The following is a 20,894-nucleotide window of genomic DNA, read 5'->3' on the forward strand; positions in this document are numbered from 1 at the left end:
GGACTCTAGGTTCTAGGTCCTGAAAACTTATTTATACCTTACACTGTGCGCCCAATTGAGAGAGCATTAGCGTACTGCTATCGAAGCTGAGCGCTTCTTTCATCGTTTGTCTTAAAAAAGCATTCATCGCCGGTTGCAAGCGGATAGCATTATCTATTCTAGGATCGCTTCCTTGAGTATAGGCACCGATAGATATGAGGTCCTTATTCTGCTGGAACAAGGAATATACCTGCTTGACGCAACGCATCGACTCTAAGTGCTCGGGGGTTATTACCATAGGGGCGACACGACTGATTGAGGCTTCAATATCGATCGCAGGGTAATGACCGGAGTCGGCCAGACTACGGGATAACACAATATGTCCATCGAGAATTGCCCTGGCCGCATCGGCAATAGGATCTTGCAGGTCATCACCTTCTGTCAGCACCGTGTAAAACGCAGTGATAGAGCCTTGACCCGGCCCGCCATTTCCGGCACGTTCAACCAATTTTGGTAACTTAGCAAATACCGAAGGCGGATAGCCCTTGGTCGCCGGCGGCTCACCGACGGCCAGTGCAATTTCACGCTGAGCTTGAGCATATCGGGTTAGGCTGTCCATCAGTAAAAGAACATTATATCCAAGATCTCTGAAATATTCGGCTATTCTTGTGGAGGTTTCACAGGCTCGCAGCCGCATCAAGGGCGATGTATCGGCAGGCGCTGCGACAACAACCGAGCGGGCGCGCCCCTCTTTACCTAATATCTCTTCGATAAACTCTTTAACTTCTCGTCCACGCTCCCCCACCAGGCCGACAACAATCACATCGGCGGTTGTCCCTCTTGTCATCATTCCAAGAAGCACACTCTTACCCACACCCGAGCCGGCAAAAAGCCCCATACGCTGCCCTTTACCCACGGTGAGCATGGCATTGATAGCCCTGACTCCCACATCCAGCGGCTCTGTGATTGCCCTTCGTGAGAGCGGGTTAATCGCTTGTGAGTGTCTCGGGGCTCTTTGCTCGGTTTGCAACCGACCTAGCCCATCGAGAGGATGACCATTACCGTCGAGTACTCTGCCAAGCAGTGACATCCCCACATTCAGGCCCGTTTGTTCACCTAAGGGAGTGACTTTAGCGCCAGGTAACACACCTCGAAGCTCTTCGATTGGCATCAGATAAAGCAGTTCGTCATCGAAACCGATCACCTCTGCAACCAGCTCTCCGGCTAAGGTTTCAATACTACACAGGCTTCCTATGGGGGCACGACATCCGGTGGCCTCGAGCGTGAGACCAACAACTCGAACTAACTGGCCACTCGCCTCCGCGACGAAAGGGTGAACCTTGATCGATTGGTGCTTAATTTTACTGAGTAGTTGGTTTTGGCGGCTGCGCATGATGTTCTTCGCCTATATAATTGATTACTGGGTTTGTTAAGCAACTAGCCATCGAAGGAAGATGTCACTGAATACTGTGATCGCGAGTATTTATCGGGCAAGTATCCACTGATACTTATTTATCATTCGATTCGCCGGAGGCAGAGTCAAAACGCTACTCTTTAGAATTTTCATCTGGCAACGCGTCAGTGTGGCCCTGTTTATCCATGCCGACTTCCGGGTTACCCTCGACCTGAATTTTCTGCTCCGAAGCATTTGAGTCACTTTCAGGCATTGCTTCCCCAGAGGAAACCGCAGGCTCAATCTGAGAGTCCAATTCCTGTTTTTGCTGTTCGATCGTCTGAGCCAGATGTTGCTGGTGACCCTCTAACTCCTCAAAAACCGAGTTAATCCGGGTATCAAGACGCATATCGACACTGCTTCGCAGGCTATTAATAACACAGTCACCGGGGCTCAGACTCGGATCGGCTTCCAACTCCCAACGGTTTTTCTCTAGCTGGTTAGCGCTATACAAGTCTTGAACGAGCTGATGGTCATCTGGATGCAGGCGAATATTAATGCCCTGCTCTTTTATCGGTAAGGAGTCTACACCTAACCTTAATGCCGAAAGAATATGTTCAGGATGGGTTTTTAACTCGTGTCCAACCACGGCTTTCGACAGCTTCATCGTCAATTGAACGATCTCCTGCTCTATTTCGCTGTCGAGCAGCTGCATCGGCTTTTCAAATTGAGAGAGTAAGGATTCAAATCGATTAATTAACACCTTAGCTTGTTCGACGCCCTCCTGATAGCCCTGTTCTCGCCCTTGCTCAAATCCTTCACTATGACCCTGTTTCAACCCGTCCAAACGACCACTTTCTATGCCCGCTTGGTAGCCTTCATCTTTACCTTCAGCAAACCCGTCCTGCTCAGCTTGTTTTCGGATATCTTCAATTTCACTGAGGGTGGGAGGGGAAAAGGCCTCGGCTTCTTCGACCTGTTCTTGCTGAGCGGCTCTGCGGCCGAACAAATTCGATACATCTTCAGGAACGGCTTGAGTCACATCGGGAATTTGCCAATGGCTGAAGTCCATTTCAGACTCAGGTTTATTATCTTCATCCGGCTTATCAGGGCTATTAGGTTTCATTATAAGAACTCTTCACCGCCGCCGCCGCCTAACATAATTTCCCCGCTGTCACTCAGGCGTCGTGCGATAGAGAGGATCTCTTTTTGAGCAGTTTCAACTTCACTAATTCTGATTGGTCCCATAGCCTCAAGATCATCGCGCAGTAACTCTGCGGCACGCTTAGACATATTGCCCAATATCTTATCTTTAAGCGGGTCGTCTGCGCCTTTAAGCGCCTTCATTAACACGTCCTGCTGAATCTCGCGGAGAAGAACCTGAATGCCCATGTCATCAACATCAATGAGGTTCTCGAAGACAAACATCAGGTCTTGTATCTGTTGAGCCATCTCTTCATCCGACTCTCTCATGGTCTCCATCAACTGACTCTCAACACCGGTATCGAGATAGTTCATGATGTTAGCAGCCGCTTTCAAGCCACCCATCTTGGCAGCTTGTGCACCGCCCTGACCGGCAAACTGCTTCTCCATAATGTCGTTCAACTCTTGCAAGGCGGCCGGTTGCACCTCTTCTAAATTCGCTATTCGCATCATCAGATCGAGGCGGGTATTTTCTGGAGACTGAGCAAAAATTTCGGCGGCCTGATCGGGTTCAAGATACGAGAGAACAATGGTTTGGATCTGGGGATGCTCATTCTGGATTATGGTGGCAACTTGACGTGGATCCATCCACTTAAGGGATTCGAGACCTTTTGCGCCGCTTCCCATGATGATCTGTTCTATCAGGTTACCAGCCTTGTCTTCACCCAGTGCAGCTGTCAGCGCCTTACGAACGAACTCCTCACTGTTAAAACCAATTGAGGAGTACTTCTGAACTTCATCCAAAAATAGCTGATGAACACCAATGACTTTCTCTTGACCAAAATCTTGCATCGCGGCCATTGCCATGCCCACTTTCTGAACTTGCTTAGGTTCAAGATGCTTCAAAATTGAAGCCGCATCGGCTTCACTCAAGCTCAACAATAAGATGGCCGTTTTTTCGATGCCGGTAAGATCATCGACACTAAAATTGCCATTTTTGGACTTAACTACATTCTCGGTATCATTGCTCATTGTCTTGTAACCAACCCTTTACGACTTGTGTCGACAGTTCTGGCTCATTTGCCACCAGTGCTCTAATTGCTTTAATCATATCATCATCTTTGTGAAGATCTGGTATCAAAATTGAGCCATCGTCGGCGTAACTGTATTCAGCTTCAGGCCTGTTCAACATACCTAATGTATCTGAAGCATATTGATCTTCAATCTCTGCCAGCTCGTCACCAAATCTTGGCTCGTCCGGCAATTTAACGCTATCTGGGTAGATGAGTCGTTTTAACATAGGTCTGACAACCGCAAGAATAAGCACCAGGATAACAATGCCACCCAGGACTAGCTTAATTGCACGCCAGAACCATGGTTGCTCCCACAATTCGGGGGCGGGTAGCTCCTCGATCAACTGGTCCATAAAGGGAACGGTAACGACTTCAATCATGTCACCACGCTGGGTACTGAAGCCCACAGCACCTTCGAGCAGGCGACGTATATTTGATAATTCCTGTTCGGTTCTTGGCACACGGTTGACTTGACCATCTTCACCGGCACTGCCTGATTTAAAATCGACAGCAACAGAAACACTCACTCGTCTCACCACACCAATCTGTTGTCTTGTATGGCTGATTGTCGTATCGAGTTCAAAATTTCGCGTCGCTTCTCTATGAGATGAACCAGAAGAGGAATTAGACTCGGCGCCGGCCTGATTATTCAACGCCTCTTGTGGAATATTAGCTTCCATGGGGGGTTGGTTAGACAAGGCGCCGGGAATGCCACCCGAGGTTGCCCCGTTCGAATTATTCTCGACAGTCATCTCACTGCGAAGGGCAGGAAGATCCGGATTAAATCTCTTAGCCGTCTGCTCAACGGAAGTGAAGTCCATTCTAACATCGACTTGAGAGGTAAAGTTCTCTGGCCCCAGGATTGGCATCAGTATCGATTCAACTTTGTTACGGTATTCTGACTCTTTTTGTTGAACAAGCTCTTGTTCGCGACGAGCACGAGCCGAGACCGCATCCTGGCTGCCGGAGTTGAGTAGTCGTCCGTTGGAGTCTGTCACAGTCACACGTGTTGGCTCTAATCCTTGAACAGCAGATGCCACGATATCGACGATTGAATCTACCTCTTCCTGGCCGAGGCTTCCACGGCGGGCATTGATCACAACCGTAGCACTAGGCTTAGAGCGATTACGTGCAAACACATTCTCTTTTGGAATAGCTAAAATAACTTTTGCGCGGGTCACGCTTCTTAATTCTTCGATGGCTCTGGCCAGGTTTAATTCCTGACTATGTTTGAGCCTTGCCTGCTCCATTCTTTGGCTTACACCGAAGCCACTGTCCTGGCTCAGGTAATCACCGCTAGTGGCTGCGCTGTCGACACCTTCACGACTCAGCATCAACTTTACGTCTTGATACTTGTCTTCGGGTACCTTCACGACATCGACATCAATCTCATACTTGATCTTATTCTTATCGAGTACATCCAATACTTGAATCATCTCTTGAGTCGACATTTTACCCAATGGTCTGTATTCAGGCTCCTGTGCCCACAACATGACAAATACGGCTAGCGCAAGACAGATTGCAAGAGCAAGGATCATGGTCACCTGGCGTAACATATCGACACCACCAAAAGAGCCGACACCACCAGATTTGTTCTCTTCCTGTACACCACCTGCAATGCCATCGCTTGCCAATGTGGAATTTGTACCTACAACCATATCAGTGCTCACAATAGATACCTGCTTGTTCTATCCATAATTATTAGTATTAACTCAAATTTTCGATTGGCCGAAATTATACAGGCATACTCATAATTTGTTTATAAGCTTCGACAAACTTGTTTCTAACTTGAACCGTTGCCTCAAAAGCAACACTCGCTTTCTCTCTGGCGATGACGGTATCGGATAAAGTCACGCTTGTATCACCCATATCCAGTCGACTAGCCATAGAAGATGAGTTGGCTTGAAGCTCACCCACCGTGCCCACGGCTTGAGAAAGGAGCTCACCAAAATTACTGCCGGAGGTATTATTCACCTGTCTGGTAATTTGAGTATTAATACCGCCAGCTGGAATTTCACCGCTTAGTGACTGCATCTCTTGCAGTAATGAATTGGCACCTATTTGCATAACAAGCTCCCCATCGCCGTCCTTCTTGAATACAAAGTGACGAATAGTTGACGAAAATCACAGATAGTTATGATGATGCAATAAGTTTGCCAAGTTAAATGTGAAAGGAAGAGGAAGGGGGGATGGCCTTCGGCCTATCGCTGCGCTGACGGCAAAGCCTGTAAAGCTGAGACGATGGCCTGCGGCCTGTCGCTACGCGGACGGCAATGCCTATTCGACGAGCTTTGCTCTGTAAGAAAAAGAGACAGCGAAGTTGGCGTCAGTTAGCTCACGCAGTGAGTGTCGTCTTAGCTATACAGCCAACGAAGTTGGCGTCAGTTAACTCACGCAGTGAGTATCGTCTTGGCTCATACAGCCTGCGAAGCTGGCGCCTGTTAACTCACGAAGTGAGTGTCGTCTTAGCTCATACAGCCAGCAAAGCTGGTGTCAGTTAACTCACGCAGTGAGTGTCGACTTAGCTTATACAGCCTGCGAAGCTGGCGTCAGTTAACTCACACAGTGAGTATCGTCTTAGCTTATACAGCCAGCAAAGCTGGCGTCAGTTAACTCACACAGTGAGTATCGTCTTAGCTTATACAGCCTGCAAAGCTGGTGTCAGTTAGCTCACGCAGTGAGTGTCGTCTTGGCTTATACAGCCAGCGAAGCTGGCGTCAGATAACTCACGCAGTTAGTGTCGTCTTGGCTTATACAGCCAGCGATGCTGGCGTCAAATAGCTCACGAAGTGAGTGTCGTCTTAGCTATACAGCCAGCAAAGCTGGCGTCGATTAACTCAGGCCTCTTTTAAGCAGGTATTTGTATTCCCATGTCCCGCATTTTAGCCATTTTGTATCTGAGCGTTCTTGCACTGATCCCCAACTTTTCGGCGACAAGCTTACGACTACCCTGACATTGGGTCAGTGTCTCGAGAATAATGACATGCTCTTGAGCCTTGAGCTCATCCCCTAGCCCATCGAGTTCGGCGGGCTTAGGTTCAATATTTTGTGCGATATCCGATGTATCTTGATTAAGTAATCCATCTTGTGAGTCTATAATGATGTCATTAATACCGATAACCCCACCGCTTTGAAGTATCAAGGCTCGTTGGATCACATTGTCTAACTCTCTGACATTGCCGGGCCAGCGGTGTGTCAATAAGCGCCTCGAGGCACTTTCATCGAGTTCAGGTATTTGAGCCAGTCCAGATGATGTGGCATGCCTTACCAGCAAGTGTCTTGCCAAAGGTAAGATATCCGCAGGCCTTTGGTTTAATGCTGGCCAAGTCAGTGGAAAGACATTGATGCGATAATAAAGATCCTCCCGAAACTCGCCAGAGCTCGCCATAGACTTAAGATCACGATTCGACGTTGCGAGCACTCTGACATCCAGTTTAATGTTTTTACGCCCCCCGAGTCGCTCAACTTCGCGCTCCTGAAGTACACGCAAAAGCTTGGCCTGAAGCCCTAACTCCATCTCGGAAATTTCATCCAGCAACAGGGTTCCACCCTGGGCCTGCTCAAATTTACCGGGACAGGCTTGATAGGCTCCGGTAAAGGCTCCTTTCTCATAGCCGAACAGTGTAGCTTCGAGCATGTTCTCAGGTATAGCGGCGCAATTAATGGCAACAAACGGACCGTCGACACGACTGCTGTTTTGATGAATATAACGCGCTAACACCTCTTTTCCTGAGCCACTCGGTCCCATAATCATCACCGAAGCATCGGATGCAGCTACCTTTTGAGCTAAACTGAGTAACGCAAGACTCTTGTCATCGGCGACAATGGGTCGGTCCTGAACCAGTTTAGGCTTCATATAACGAGAAACCTGGTTTAATAGCACCTCGGGAGCGAAGGGTTTTGCCAGATAATCGACAGCGCCCAATTTAATCGCATTAACCGCATTATCTATGGTGGCATAAGCCGTCATTAACAGCACTGGTATCTGTGTATGTTGATGAAGGTAATTGAGCAAACCTATGCCTCCAATCCCCTCCATCTGCACATCGCTTATCACCATATCGAATGATTCATCTTTCAGCTTAATGATCGCCTCTTCAGCAGAGCCAACATCGGTGCATTCATATTGTGCCAGTAATAGCGTATCTAATAGGGCTTCCCTGAGCGAATGGTCATCCTCAACCAAGAGTATTTTTCCTTCAGACATGAGATGACTCCTCAGCTTGTTTAGATAAACCTTCCTGTAAAAGATCTTCTTTATCTGTCATTTGTTGTAACTTGGGAAAGTGTAAGGAAGCTCTGCAACCCATTCCTTTCTCGCACCTAAAATCTATCTTTCCTCCATGATTAGCCACCACCGACTGAACAACAGCAAGACCAAGCCCTGTTCCCTGAGGTTTAGTCGTAAAAAATGGTTCCATCACTTTCTTCTGCATCGCCTTATCTAAGCCTTTGCCATTGTCGGTGACGTCGATCTGAAGTTCGTGAGCCGATTCTCGCCCTTTCAGCTCAACCCGGGTCGCGCCCGCTTCTATGCTGTTAACCACAAGGTTATTGATAGCCGAGCTTAATGCGCTGGCATTGGCAAGAAACTCACCACTGGATTCATCGATAAATTCAAGCTTACATGAATGTTGCTTTGCAATGGGTTCGCAATTGGCCAGCACACTTCCCATAATCGAATCGACAGTCTCAGCTTCACCTTGCTCTTGTTGACGTCCCTTTGCCATCAGCAACATATCGTTCACCTGATGTTCCAGCTCATTTAGCCTATCGACGAGCTTCTTCTGAAAGCGGCTTCTTGCAGATTCAGATATTCTGGGGCTGGCTAAATTTGAGGCGTATAGCAAGGCTGCAGTCAATGGCGTACGCACTTGATGAGCAAGGGTTGCAACCATCTTACCTAACGCTGAAAGACGCTGAAGGTGTGATAAATTCTTTTGCAGCAGGCGGGTTTCAGTCAAGTCCGTCAGGACTATCAGTTGGCCGGGTTCCGGTGTCAACGGAGTGATAGCCAGTTTAACTCTTCGACCATTACGAAGCGAAACTTCATGGCCGTCGTCATCTTGTGGAGAGAAGGCACGGTTAATGACCTGAATCCACCTTAAGCCCTCTAGTGGTAACCCCAAGAGTTCAACAGCCACTGGATTGGCATCCGTGACTACCCCGTCACCATTAATGATCACCACTCCGGAAGGCATAGCCTGAAGGATCCGCTCCATTCGATTTGACATGTTGGCAGCGGGTGCTGTTTCCAACCATCGAGGCGAGTGCTGATTTAATGTATCAAGTTGAATTTGGGGACTTACGGACATATCCACTCCGTCAAAAAATTGCTGCTAACGGAGGTTTTGCATGAATTGTGCCAAGAGGAAAAGAAGGGCCTAGGTGCGAGGACGTTCGCAGGCTCACTTAAGGATAATAGCTAAGACGATACTTGCTACGCAAGCTAATAGACGCCAGCAAAGCTGGCTATTTAAAAGAAGGGGCGAGGAACGAGGAACGAAGGCCTAGGAACGAGGTTAGAGGTAAAAAGATCTAGGAACTAGAAACTAGTTCCTGGGAACTTCTTTTTAATCTTTACCCATGCCATATTTTCTCATCTTCTCGACGAGAGTCGTGCGTCTGATGCCTAACATCTCAGCGGCGCGGGCCACGACATTATCTTGTTGTTCTAACGCTTGCCTGATCATATCGATCTCAAGCTCTGCGAGAAGGTCTTTGAGATTAACGCCTTCCGGAGGTAGCTCACTTGGAAAACGAGTTTCAGGAATATCGACAGGTTCATCATTGCTGAATATCGAAGCTAACGCATCACGTTCAAGCTCCTCTTCACTGACCTCGACGCAATATTCAGGCACATCAATATGACGATACTTTGCAGGAAGGTCATTAACATCGACCAAACCACCGGGGTAAAGAATAGTGAGACGCTCAACTAAGTTTGAGAGCTCCCTAACGTTACCAGACCAGGCATGCTCCTTCAGCGACTCTATCGCCCTCTGGGTAAAACGAACCTTACCACGGCCTTCGTTATAAACTCGGCTGACTAGCTCCTGAAGCAAGAGAGGTATATCATCTTTTCTCTCACATAGGGCTGGCATTTCGATGGGGAAAACATTCAATCGATAATAGAGATCTTCACGAAACTCACCGTTAGTGATCATATCTTCCAGATCTCTATGAGTCGCGGCGACAACGCGAACGTCGGTAGTAATGGATTTTGACCCCCCTACCCGTTCAAATACCTTCTCCTGTAGCACACGCAATAGCTTAACTTGCATCTGCAGGGGCATATCACCGATTTCATCCAGGAAGAGAGTACCTTTCTCGGCTAATTCGAAGCGTCCTTTACGGGCACTAATCGCACCGGTAAACGACCCCTTCTCATGACCGAATAACTCACTCTCGAGAAGCTCTGCGGGAATAGCACCACAATTGACAGGAATAAATGGACCGTCGCGACGCTCAGAGATGTAGTGAATATTTCGGGCTACCACCTCTTTACCTGTACCGGACTGACCTAACACCAATACCGTAGCATCAGAGCTGGCAACTTGACTGATTAAGTGACGAACCTGAGCAATACCATCACTTCGTCCTACCATACTCCTGAATAACTTGGTCTGATTGACGCTGGTTGGAATATCCGGACGTTTAGCCTGGCCGAAGACCTGGCAAAAATGTAGCAGCTCAGTCAATTGAGGATAATTGAGGGGTTCCTCGATATGACCTAAGATATTAGATGCTGTGACGCCCGTCGCGTCTCCGAGCAACAACATAGGTTGCCAGGGTAATGTTCCGGCAAGGGATTGAAGTAACTCTTTAGATTGAGTTTCGGCAGCAATAACCAAGGCTCTGAATCGAGTATTTTGTATTCGCAGTTCAAGCTTATCGACTGCGACCAGCTCAACTTGCTCACCCAAAAACTCAAATACGCACGACAAGCGATTAATTCGCTCTGACTGGTTACCGACAAGTAGAATTCGTTGATCTGTTTGCATCATTAAAAAAGCCGTAAAGCGCTCGTTATTATTCGCATTAATTATTAGTGTTTGTTGCTTAGAAAGCTGTGTAGTGTTTCCAATACAAACTGAACAAAATCACTACCGTGAGGAATAGTGTATTATCAGCAAGCTATTAGCAAGTCCCTGATGCATTTAATGCAAACCTGAATTGATTTTAGCTGCACTCCATTGATTTTAGCTGAAATATTCAACGAATCCAGATGCGATTGTCAATAAATTGACTTTTGACGATTTATTGGGGGGGTTTCCCCCCACGAATCAATGACAATATTAAACGGCTTCGTTATGGGAGGCGATGTGATGCTGCTCAGGTGGAATGGCATCCCATCCCTCTTTAATCGTCTTTAGAATGCTGCAAACATCGTCGATCGCCTGCAAATCATTATTGATATTTGCATCAGAGATACGCTGTAACATAAAGTCATATAGATCACTGACATTACCGGCCATCTCTCCACCAGCTTCCATATTAAGGCTGCTGTTTAGACCACTAATAATACCGATAGCCTTACCGATATTGACCCCTTTGGTTGCCATATCACCGTTTTCGATGGCATAGCGACTCTGAGCCAGGCGTTGTAACGCCCCTTCAAACATCATTTGAATAATTCTATGTGGTGAAGCAACCGCGATCTCATTATCTAAAGATACTTTACGATATGACTGTAATGACCTTCTCATAAAAACCTACCTATTTGAACCTATAGTCTTATATACATTAATTTGACGTTGGCTTACTTTGCCATTGTGTAACAAATTTTGCCTATGTCTCATGACTTTATTTGCTTGCACTGTGTATTTTTGAGTCAACTTTAATTGCAGCTCCAGATAGTCTCTATCCACAAACTGACTATCTAACACAAGTAGTTCGAGCAATTTTTGACGCTGACTCAATAAATCCTGCAAATTTGATACCAACTCATCACCAGAATCATCATCAACATTAATTTCATCGAGCTGAAGTAAACTCGAAGATAATGCTTCGTTTACTTTATTCAATTCCTTCATAAAGCCTTCTCACCAACAATAAGTCAAAATATAATCCAACTTTTAATAACTATACGCCCTAAGTTTGTTTAACCAATCCAGGTAAAGAATCCAACCTTGATTGCAACATACTACTTTGAGAGTTTAACTGCCCTACAATGGCATCCATGGCATTGAACTGCTTAAATAGTCTGTCTTCATAGGCTTTCATTTTTAAAGCCAGCTGCTCCCTGCTCTCCTGTATTCTTACTAATTGATTGTCTAAGGTTTCATCACGGCCATCTAAAATCCCACCGGTTTGAACGTAGCCGTCTACTAAAGTATCCAGACTCGATGCAAGTCCGGTATCTTCGGTACTAAAAAGCTCTTTTATCTGATCGAAGTTTGCAGTTAACGCGTCATCAAGCTTATCACCATCAACTTCTAATAAACCCGTACGGGTTGTGGTAACACCAATCGAGCCCAAGGTGATATCACCACCTGTTGTGCTATACACACCTGATAGTGCTCCACGCAGCTGGCTCTGTATGGTACGAACTATCGAGTCGCCTTGAAGTATGCCGGCTTTTTTAGTGTCAGGATCGTAACTGGACATATCCTGCACAGTCTTCATTAACTCATTATAGGAGTCGACAAGGTCATTAATACCCGTTTTTACCGAACCAGTATTAAGTTCAATCTTGAGTTCTGTCGTCTTAGTAGGATCGGCTTCGGTAAGCGTTAATGTTGTACCTGCAATAGCATCAGATACCGTATTTGAGCTGGAAGTTACCGTTAAGCCATCGACTTTTATGATGGAATCTTTGGCTTCCTGTACTTCGGTCATAGCAAAGGTATCATTAAGTGGCGTGCCGGGACCGACATCTGTTGCAGTCACACTTATTTGATTAGCCAGACCTGTACTGGTTGAGGTTAGTACCAGTTTAGCGCCATCATCGTCATTAATAATGGTCGCAGTTACTCCAACATTATCTTCGGCGCTGTTGATCTTCTCAACCAGCGAAGTTAAAGAGTCTGTGGCGTCGGCTGCTATATCGAAGCTGCTACCATCGACATCAAAACTCAGTGTTCCTTCACCGATTGCAGCCTCGGCATCGGCAACGGCTATCGTACTAACTTTCTGACTTTGAGCCAGTTGCTCAACTGTCAGACTATAGCTACCTGCTATGGCCGTTTCATCGACGGTGGCACTAAGATAATCTCTGTCAGAGAGTTTAACCTTGTTACTAATAAAAGATTCAGGTTTTGAGAGAAACTCCAACTTACTTTGAAAATCAGACATGGCACTCTTGAGAGTGCCGATAGCTGAAATTTCGGCAGTAACCTTGCCTTCCTCGGCATTAAACTTGGCTTGTTTTGGCTCCTTCTCCGCACCAACCAGCGCGGAAACGATGCCATTAATGTCCATGCCTGAACCAATACCAACTGCAGTTAATCCCATGGGAACCTCTAAATCTAATCTGGATAAGCTATAAGCTATAAGCTATAAGCTATAAGCCATACGCATTTATTTAACGTCAAAAAGTCATCACACTTCAGTTTCCACCAACATACCTGAAATCTCAAACATTTTTTGTGCCAACTCTAACGCTTCTACGGTGGGGATCTGTCTAATCATCTCACCCGAGTCCATATCCATAACATTGACCACAGAAATCCCCGAGGTGTCATCAACTTTAAAGGCTAAACCTTTCTTCATCAATGACATGGTATCACTAAGTTCGGCAACGGCCTCCTGCAATTTCTCAGGACTCTCTTCGCCCGTCAAGTCTTGCGAAACTGAAGCGGCTTTATCACTCTCTTCGACGGCTTTCACTAACGCTCTTGGCTCAGTCTCGGCAGTCTCTGGAGTCGTCGCTTTTAGCGGAGCAATAACCTCACTCTTAACACCTGTGTTATTCGGTGTGTTAACTAAATTAATATCCATCGCCTTAAACCTCCTCAGGTTACATATCCCTTGCAATTTCTGTTTTAACTTTAACTTTAACTCTTGATAAACAAAAGGGAAGATTCACTCCTGAATCTCCCCTCCTTGGTTACTCTATCGAGTGCCCGCTACAAGCAACGATTAACTCTATTCATTATAGCGGTTACTCGTCACTAAGAGTAAGCTTAGAGTAGAGACAGCGCTACTTGTGGAAGCTGGTTAGCCTGCGCAAGCATTGCAGAAGATGTCTGAGACAGAATCTGCTGCTTAGTCATCTCAGCTGTTTCCTTGGCAAAGTCAACATCCTGAATACGGCTACGAGCGTCGGCTACGTTACTCTGAACGTTACTCAGGTTACTGATGGTAAAGTTCATACGGTTCTGTATCGCACCTAAATCGGCACGGTTCGAGTCGATACCAGCAATCGCACCATCGATGATATCGACTGCATTTTGGGCACCTGTAGCAGTACCGATATCAACCGTGTTCACACCGGCAAACACACCTGAAGCTTCACCTGATATTTCTGCAGTAGCACCACCAGTTACTGTATAGGTATCGGGTGAACTCAGTGTAATTGAGGCTGCTGCAGTGAAAGTCGCAGCAGCTGTTGCAAGGTTTGATGTCGTAGATGCTGTACCATCGGCAGCTATGTTGGTAATCGCTAAGGCACCGGTAGTGTTAGCTGCAAGTCCGGCAAAGTTAACATCCGCACCATTAGAGCTGGTGACCGTTAACGTACCATTATCTATCTTAGCCGTAACGCCCGTTTCACCCGAGACATCGTTAATCGCCGTGGCAAGATCTGTGTTATTAGCAATACCGGTCAGGTTTAGCGATGAGGTACTGGTTCCATCATCGACGCTCATTATCATCGAGCTATCAAATGCAGCGGTCAAATCGAGCTGAATATTGGTCTCGGCAGTCGCCTTAACACCGGTACCGGCATTGTTAATTTTTGAGGCAACCTCAGTTCCCGTATCATCAGCAGCTAATGTAACAGCTGTGACAGCTGTACCCTGAGTGATAGTAATATCACCAGCTGTTGTACCGTTGCTACCCGCAGCAGCTGTTACAAGGTTTCCACCGAATATACTACCTGGCGCATCACTTTGGTATGCACCTATGTTGGTTGCCGCAATAGATTTCAGTGACACGTCGATAGTCTCATTAGCCTCTGAGCCTACCTGGAATGACTGTGTACCGTATGAGCCATCAAGCAATTTTTGTCCACCGAATGAGGTGGTTTCAGAGATACGAGTCAACTCAGATTGTAGTGAGTTAATCTCTTTTTGCATCGCCGCACGATCTTCACTTGAGTTTGAACCGTTAGCCGATTGCAGTGATAAGTCACGCATACGTTGAAGGATGTTGGTTGACTCACCCATCGCACCTTCTGCGGTTTGCGCGATAGAGATACCGTCGTTAGCGTTACGCATCGCAACATCGAGACCGTTTATCTGACTGGTCATACGGTTTGAGATCTGCAGACCCGCCGCATCATCCTTCGCACTGTTAATACGAAGACCTGAAGCCAAACGCTCCATAGAAGTACTTAAATTACTCTGAGCACCATTTAGGTTACTCTGTGCCTTCATTGAAGTGACGTTCGTGTTTACTGAAATAGCCATAATTTGTTTCCTCTTAATACCTGACTGTAGACTGTGCCTGTCTACAGTTAGCCAGGCGGATCTTTTGGGTTACAGTGTATTTAACGGCAGCACCTTTTTTTACTTTAGAAATTTTTTAAAAAAAGTTTTGCTTTGTGTTAAAGAGGAATGATTAAAGGGAGGAGGAACTAAGATCGATAAAGGCTAAGACGACGGCCTTCGCCTATCGCTACGCGGACGGCGATGCCTGTTCGACGAGCTGCGCTCTGTAAGAAACAGAGACAGCAACGAAGTTGGCGTCAGTTAACTCACGCAGTGAGTATCGTCTTGGCTCATACAGCCTGCGAAGCTGGTGTCAGTTAACTCACGCAGTGAGTGTCGTCTTGGCTCATACAGCCTGCGAAGCTGGCGTCAGTTAACTCACGCAGTGAGTATCGTCTTAGCTTATACAGCCTGCGAAGCTGGTGTCAGTTAACTCACGCAGTGAGTGTCATCTTGGCTCATACAGTCTGCGAAGCTGGTGTTAGTTAACTCACGCAGTGAATGTCGTCTTAGCTTATACAGCCAGCAGAGCTGGCGTCGATTAGCTCACGAAGTGAGTGTCGTCTTAGCTTATACAGCCTGCGAAGCTGGCGTCAGATAACTCATGCAGTGAGTGTCGTCTCAGCTTATACAGCCAGCGAAGCTGACGTCGATTAGCTCACGCAGTGAGTGTCGTCTTAGCTTATACAGCCAGCAGAGCTGATGTCAGTTAACTCACGCAGTGAGTGTCGTCTTGGCTTATACAGCCAGCGAAGCGGACGTCGATTAGCTCACGCAGTTAGCGTCCTAGAAACTTATATAAAACAAAACCACCTAACCCTCATAGAGAGTTAGGTGGTTTATCAATCCAGGGGCTAGGTTCTAGAACCTAGTCACTTCCCTTAGCCTAGTAGCGATAAGGCCACCTGTGGCAGCTGGTTAGCCTGAGCAAGCATCGCAGAAGATGTCTGAGACAGAATCTGTTGCTTGGTCATCTCGGCAGTTTCCAGGGCAAAATCCACATCCTGAATACGGCTACGAGCATCTGATACGTTACTTCTGACATTGTCCAGATTACTGATGGTAAAACTCATACGGTTTTGTATCGCACCTAAGTCGGCGCGAGAGCTATCAATGCCGGCAATCGCACCATCGATAATATCGATGGCATTTTGGGCGCCTGCAGCGGTGGACACACTAACCGTATTAACACCGGCAAACACACCTGAAGCTTCACCTGATATTTCTGCAGTAGCACCACCAGTTACTGTATAGGTATCGGGTGAACTCAGTGTAATTGCGGCTGCTGCAGTGAAAGTCGCAGCAGCTGTTGCAAGGTTTGATGTTGCAGATGCTGTGCCATCGGCAGCTATGTTGGTAATCGCTAAGGCACCTGTAGTGTTAGCTGCAAGTCCGGCAAAGTTAACATCCGCACCATTAGTGCTGGTGACCGTTAACGTACCATTATCTATCTTAGCCGTAACGCCCGTTTCACCCGAGACATCGTTAATCGCGGTGGCAAGATCTGTGTTATTAGCAATACCGGTCAGGTTCAGCGATGAGGTACTGGTTCCATCATCGACGCTCATTATCATCGAGCTATCAAATGCAGCGGTCAAATCGAGCTGAATATTGGTCTCAGCAATAGCCTTAACACCTGTACCGGCATTGTTAATTTTTGAGACAATCTCAGTTCCCGTATCATCAGCAGCTAATGTTACAGCTGTGACAGCCGTACCCTGAGTGATAGTAATATCACCAGCCGTTGTACCGTTGCTACCCGCAGCAGCTGTTACAAGGTTTCCACCGAATATACTACCTGGCGCATCACTCTGGAATGCACCGATATTAGCTGCTGCTACTGACTGCAATGACACGGCAATGGTTTCATTGGCTTCGGCGCCCACTTGAAAAGACTGTGTACCGTATGAACCATCAAGCAGTTTTTGTCCACCGAATGAGGTGGTGTCAGAAATACGAGTCAACTCAGCTTGCAAAGAGTTAACCTCTTTTTGCATCGCCGCACGATCTTCTGTTGAGTTTGAGCCGTTTGCCGACTGCAGTGACAAGTCACGCATACGCTGGAGAATGTTCGTCGACTCGTTCATCGCGCCTTCAGCGGTTTGCGCAATTGATATACCGTCATTGGCGTTACGCATTGCGACACCGATACCGTTAATCTGGCTGGTCATACGGTTAGAGATCTGTAGACCCGCCGCATCGTCTTTAGCACTGTTAATGCGAAGACCTGAAGCTAGACGCTCCATCGAAGTACTTAAATCACCCTGAGATCGGTTAAGGTTGCTCTGAGCCTTCATCGATGTCACGTTTGTATTAACTGAAATAGCCATCTTGAGTTCCTCTTTATGTTTTACTGCCAAGGCTCAAGCCTGGCTATAATTTGTTAACTGTTAATACTTACTATTACGGATGAGAAGTCTTAGTCCCTTAAGACTGTCGACTGCTGTCACTCTACTGTCAGTAAGTATGTTTATTGCCGTTTATAGGTAATCAAATAATGACGTTGATCCCACTCTACTAAACAGACTCGACACGGCATTCAGGGCGACCTGTTGTTTTTCGAACTCTGTTATTGCCGAAGCAAAATCTAGATCTTCTAACATCGAAAGTGCCGAACTATTGACTATCTTTTCGTCAGCATGTGTCGATCGATAGCTCTCAATGCTCTTTAAGCTATTACCGGCAATACCCCTGTCAAAATCTATCCTGTTTCTGCCACTATCAATATTATCCAATATCTGTGCCAACTCGGAGTTTCCCTGAGGAGTATTTGCCTTAGTTGGATCTTCCAGTACGGCAATAGCCTGATTAATGGTGTCAAAAATACTCACTTCAGTTTCGGGAGCCATGGTGAAAGAATCACCTGCAGCCGCCATTCCATCGAGCTTTACTGAGATACCGTTGAAGTCAACCGAACTGCTTGGATCAAAATTAGGCACTATGATCTGCGACGTTGCCGCAGAATCAAAAACTTCCAGTTGAATGCCGCCAACACCATTATCGGTAAAATTAAAGGTATAACTTTCCGGTGCCACCGGTGTATGAACAGCTGGGGGGGCAAGCTTTGCACTTTCTACAATGAATTCACCGGTTTGGCCCGGCAAATAATTGACGCTAAAATCACCCATTGCGTTGGGAGCGTTCATAAAAGCACTATCACCTGGCGTGTTAGTACCAACCGTTACGCCTGAAGCCACAACTGACTCTCTTACCCCACTGTCGCCGCTGTATACAATGTTACCGGCGGTATCGAAAGCGAATGGTTGAGTCCCCGTTTCGTTCCCGGAAAACAGATAATTGCCCGACTCATCCTTCGAGTTGGCGATGGCAAGTAGCTCTTCGAGGCTGGATTTCAATTCATCGGCAATGGTTTGCCGCTCGCTGGCTGTCACTGTGCCGTTTATCGCACGCAATACCTGATCTTTAGTTGAGCTAACCACAGATTCTGCGCTGCCTAACTTACTTTCGCTTAATGCTAAGTGACCCGTCGCATAGTCGATATTTTTCACAAACTGATCGGCAAGTGCGTTCTGCTGGTATAGGTTGTCTATTCCAATAGCGGCTACGGGATCATCACCTGCGGTATTAACCTTTTTACCACTCGAAATTTGTTCTAAAATCTTGTTGGTTGAAGACTGCCTATCCAAAACACTGGTGAGATTTTGGTTAAACATCTGCGCAGTTGAAATTCTCATATCAACCCCCTATCTCGCTGAACTAATCTGAAAGTTAAAAAAGTCATTTCGCTTTCCCTATCGAGTCGAGCTAAATAGCGTGTCGAAAATTTCAGACGCTGTCGTCATGATCCGCGCCGATGCCTGATAGGCTTGTTGAAAGCGGAGCAGATTGGCAGCCTCTTCATCTATGTTGACACCAGACTCACTCTGCACTCTGGTATATGCCTGTGAATAGACCGCCTCTGCCGAGCCCACCGCAACTTCGGCAGCCTTTGTTTTTCCGCCGACACTCAATTTGGTCCCTTCATAAACATCGGTCAGCGTCGATGTGCCGCCGTTCATCAGCTTAGCTTCACTCAATTTAGACATGGCAACCGAATTAGTGTTGTCACCCGGTGCAAATGAAAGATCGAAAGTAAATCTATCCGTTGCCGCCGCCGTAGATGTCACATCGAAGGTAAAGCCATAGGCGCTGATTGAAGGTGGGACAAATGCAGCGGGAGCACCAAGGGATGTACCGGTAGCATCGAAAACTTCGAATGTATTCGCTGCAGTGTTTATCTCGAAGGTGAGTTCAGAGCCTGTGATTGGGAAACCAGCAGCCCCTCTGTTATCGATACTCACCATCTCTATCTCGGTATTACCTGAGTTTGCAGCATCGGGGGTTATTTTAGGAGCCGCGGCTGCGATCCCCTTAGGATCAGTCATCACAACACTTATCCCAGCGGCTGCACCTGCAGCGGGTCTTACTTCAAATGTATCTCCATCTGCAAATGCCCCGGAATCGATATGAATAGTAAAGCCGCCCGCGCCATCAAGCTGAGTACCGTTTAGCGTCAGCGGTGTGATATTGCCGGTTAAGGTGTCTTTGAGCTCATAAGTCGCCGGAGCGGTGTAAGATAACTCGTAGCTATTACCCGACAGCAATCCTGAATCATCGATATTGACTCTAAGTGCGGCATTACCACCATTTGAGCTAAACGCTCCGACTCTGCCAACCGACATAGTGGGGTCGTTAATATCTTTAAAAATGTCTTTGCCCACTTCGCCATTCAGGTCGAAGCCTTCCTTCTGGGCTTTATTAAATGCATCGGCTACACCCAAAGATAACTGACCAAGCTCCTGCTGGGCCTTGACTAACGTGTCATCGCGAAACTCAAATAGTGCACCTAGCTGTCCACCCAGTTTTGAACCATCGATAACCTGGCTATGAGTTCCTATCGAGGCGGTAATTTGTGATTCATCGCCGAAAGGATCTCCGGGTGTAGTGCCTATTGACATAGAGACTTCGCCGGAAACCAACATCACCGCCCCACCCAGCATGACACTCTTTGCTCCGGTATCGAGCGGAATGACGTTAACTTCCGAGTATTGGCTTAATTCCTGGATAAGCGCATCTTGTTTATCGAGAAGCTGTGCATCTTCCCCCTGAGACTTCATCAACTCCTGATTGACATTGCCCAGCTCTTTACTGATCTCATTAATTCGGTCGGTAATGCCAGAGATCTGATCATTGGTTTGTTTCTTCTGACCATCGAGATGAGACTGCATCTGATTAAGGCTTGTGGCCAGTTGTCCTGCGGAGCCCAGTACGTTTCCCCTCATACCGATATCATCGGGCAGATCTGACAGGCTATTAAGGCTTGCGAAGAAATCATTGAGCCCCTGTGGCACCGCCTTGCCGATTTGGGAGAAGATTTGATCGAGCCCACTCATCTTGGTATGAGTCGTTTGTGCTTCACTCACACTCGTCTGCCCTATGCGTAACTCGCGCGCGGCATAGTCGTTGTAGATACGCTTTACATCTGAAATATAGGTTCCGGCACCATAGAACTCACTCCCCGCGCGCTGTGATTCGAGACTGGACTGCTCAGCAACCTGCCTGTGATATCCCTGAGTATTGGCATTGGCAATGTTATTACTGGTCACCGCCAGTTGTGATTGCGAGGCCAAGACTCCGGTGCGGGCAATATTAAGAAGATTCATCGACATTAGCAGAGACTCCCATCGAAATTAGAAGCTGAGTGGCAGACGA

At 47.0% G+C, this 20,894-nt stretch carries 17 protein-coding genes; 1 reads left to right on the top strand and 16 read right to left on the bottom strand.

Annotation, left to right across the window (positions count from 1 at the left end; translation table 11 throughout):
* Nucleotides 1-31 precede the first annotated feature (31 nt).
* The 5 genes from fliI to fliE all read right to left on the bottom strand — a co-directional run bounded on the left by fliI (nucleotide 32) and on the right by fliE (nucleotide 5,655).
* Entirely contained in the window at nucleotides 32-1,372 is a 1,341-nt protein-coding gene (fliI, locus tag EKG39_RS09345; RefSeq protein ID WP_126505476.1) for a flagellar protein export ATPase FliI, read from the bottom strand.
* A 154-nt stretch (nucleotides 1,373-1,526) separates the two neighbouring features.
* Nucleotides 1,527-2,498, bottom strand: coding sequence for a flagellar assembly protein FliH (gene fliH / locus EKG39_RS09350; RefSeq protein ID WP_126505478.1), 972 nt, complete (start codon nucleotides 2,496-2,498; stop codon nucleotides 1,527-1,529).
* Nucleotides 2,498-3,547, bottom strand: coding sequence for a flagellar motor switch protein FliG (gene fliG, locus EKG39_RS09355; protein ID WP_126505479.1), 1,050 nt, complete (start codon nucleotides 3,545-3,547; stop codon nucleotides 2,498-2,500). Before fliG ends, fliH begins: the two co-directional genes overlap by 1 nt.
* On the bottom strand, nucleotides 3,537-5,246 hold the full coding sequence (fliF, locus tag EKG39_RS09360) for a flagellar basal-body MS-ring/collar protein FliF (protein ID WP_185817574.1): 1,710 nt from the start codon (nucleotides 5,244-5,246) through the stop codon (nucleotides 3,537-3,539). Before fliF ends, fliG begins: the two co-directional genes overlap by 11 nt.
* A gap of 76 nt (nucleotides 5,247-5,322) precedes the next feature.
* Nucleotides 5,323-5,655 carry a flagellar hook-basal body complex protein FliE gene (gene fliE, locus EKG39_RS09365; RefSeq protein WP_126505481.1) on the bottom strand — a complete coding sequence of 111 codons (333 nt, stop codon included), beginning with the start codon at nucleotides 5,653-5,655 and terminating at the stop codon, nucleotides 5,323-5,325.
* Between the two features lie 206 nt (nucleotides 5,656-5,861).
* Here fliE and EKG39_RS09370 point away from each other — a divergent pair, with 206 nt between their 5' ends.
* Nucleotides 5,862-6,089: a hypothetical protein gene (locus tag EKG39_RS09370; RefSeq protein ID WP_126505482.1), complete on the top strand. Its 228-nt coding sequence runs from the start codon at nucleotides 5,862-5,864 to the stop codon at nucleotides 6,087-6,089.
* A gap of 347 nt (nucleotides 6,090-6,436) precedes the next feature.
* Here EKG39_RS09370 and EKG39_RS09375 read toward each other — a convergent pair whose 3' ends face one another.
* The 11 genes from EKG39_RS09375 to flgK form a co-directional block, all read right to left on the bottom strand.
* Complete coding sequence (locus EKG39_RS09375; protein ID WP_126505483.1) at nucleotides 6,437-7,795, bottom strand: sigma-54-dependent transcriptional regulator; 1,359 nt, start codon at nucleotides 7,793-7,795, stop codon at nucleotides 6,437-6,439.
* The gene (locus EKG39_RS09380; protein WP_126505484.1) at nucleotides 7,788-8,903 is read right to left on the bottom strand and encodes a sensor histidine kinase; all 1,116 of its coding nucleotides are present in this window, start codon (nucleotides 8,901-8,903) and stop codon (nucleotides 7,788-7,790) included. The genes EKG39_RS09375 and EKG39_RS09380 overlap by 8 nt, the downstream gene beginning before the upstream one ends.
* Before the next feature lie 258 nt (nucleotides 8,904-9,161).
* Complete coding sequence (locus tag EKG39_RS09385) at nucleotides 9,162-10,595, bottom strand: sigma-54 dependent transcriptional regulator (protein WP_126505485.1); 1,434 nt, start codon at nucleotides 10,593-10,595, stop codon at nucleotides 9,162-9,164.
* Nucleotides 10,596-10,886: 291 nt separating this feature from the next.
* A complete protein-coding gene (fliS, locus tag EKG39_RS09390) occupies nucleotides 10,887-11,297 on the bottom strand; it encodes a flagellar export chaperone FliS (RefSeq protein WP_126505486.1) in 411 nt (136 codons plus the stop codon).
* 6 nt (nucleotides 11,298-11,303) lie between these two features.
* Nucleotides 11,304-11,624 (bottom strand): flagella biosynthesis chaperone for FliD, FliT, encoded by a 321-nt coding sequence (locus EKG39_RS09395; protein WP_126505488.1) that lies wholly within the window; start codon nucleotides 11,622-11,624, stop codon nucleotides 11,304-11,306.
* A gap of 58 nt (nucleotides 11,625-11,682) precedes the next feature.
* Nucleotides 11,683-13,044, bottom strand: coding sequence for a flagellar filament capping protein FliD (gene fliD / locus EKG39_RS09400; RefSeq protein ID WP_126505490.1), 1,362 nt, complete (start codon nucleotides 13,042-13,044; stop codon nucleotides 11,683-11,685).
* A gap of 87 nt (nucleotides 13,045-13,131) precedes the next feature.
* Complete coding sequence (locus tag EKG39_RS09405) at nucleotides 13,132-13,530, bottom strand: flagellar protein FlaG (RefSeq protein WP_126505491.1); 399 nt, start codon at nucleotides 13,528-13,530, stop codon at nucleotides 13,132-13,134.
* Between the two features lie 185 nt (nucleotides 13,531-13,715).
* Nucleotides 13,716-15,161: a flagellin gene (locus EKG39_RS09410; protein ID WP_126505493.1), complete on the bottom strand. Its 1,446-nt coding sequence runs from the start codon at nucleotides 15,159-15,161 to the stop codon at nucleotides 13,716-13,718.
* A gap of 902 nt (nucleotides 15,162-16,063) precedes the next feature.
* A complete protein-coding gene (locus tag EKG39_RS09415; protein WP_126505494.1) occupies nucleotides 16,064-17,512 on the bottom strand; it encodes a flagellin in 1,449 nt (482 codons plus the stop codon).
* A gap of 150 nt (nucleotides 17,513-17,662) precedes the next feature.
* On the bottom strand, nucleotides 17,663-18,877 hold the full coding sequence (flgL, locus tag EKG39_RS09420; protein ID WP_126505495.1) for a flagellar hook-associated protein FlgL: 1,215 nt from the start codon (nucleotides 18,875-18,877) through the stop codon (nucleotides 17,663-17,665).
* A 57-nt stretch (nucleotides 18,878-18,934) separates the two neighbouring features.
* Nucleotides 18,935-20,851: a flagellar hook-associated protein FlgK gene (flgK, locus tag EKG39_RS09425; RefSeq protein WP_126505496.1), complete on the bottom strand. Its 1,917-nt coding sequence runs from the start codon at nucleotides 20,849-20,851 to the stop codon at nucleotides 18,935-18,937.
* Nucleotides 20,852-20,894: the final 43 nt, after the last annotated feature.

This window comes from Shewanella atlantica, assembly GCF_003966265.1.
Lineage (GTDB): Bacteria > Pseudomonadota > Gammaproteobacteria > Enterobacterales > Shewanellaceae > Shewanella > Shewanella atlantica.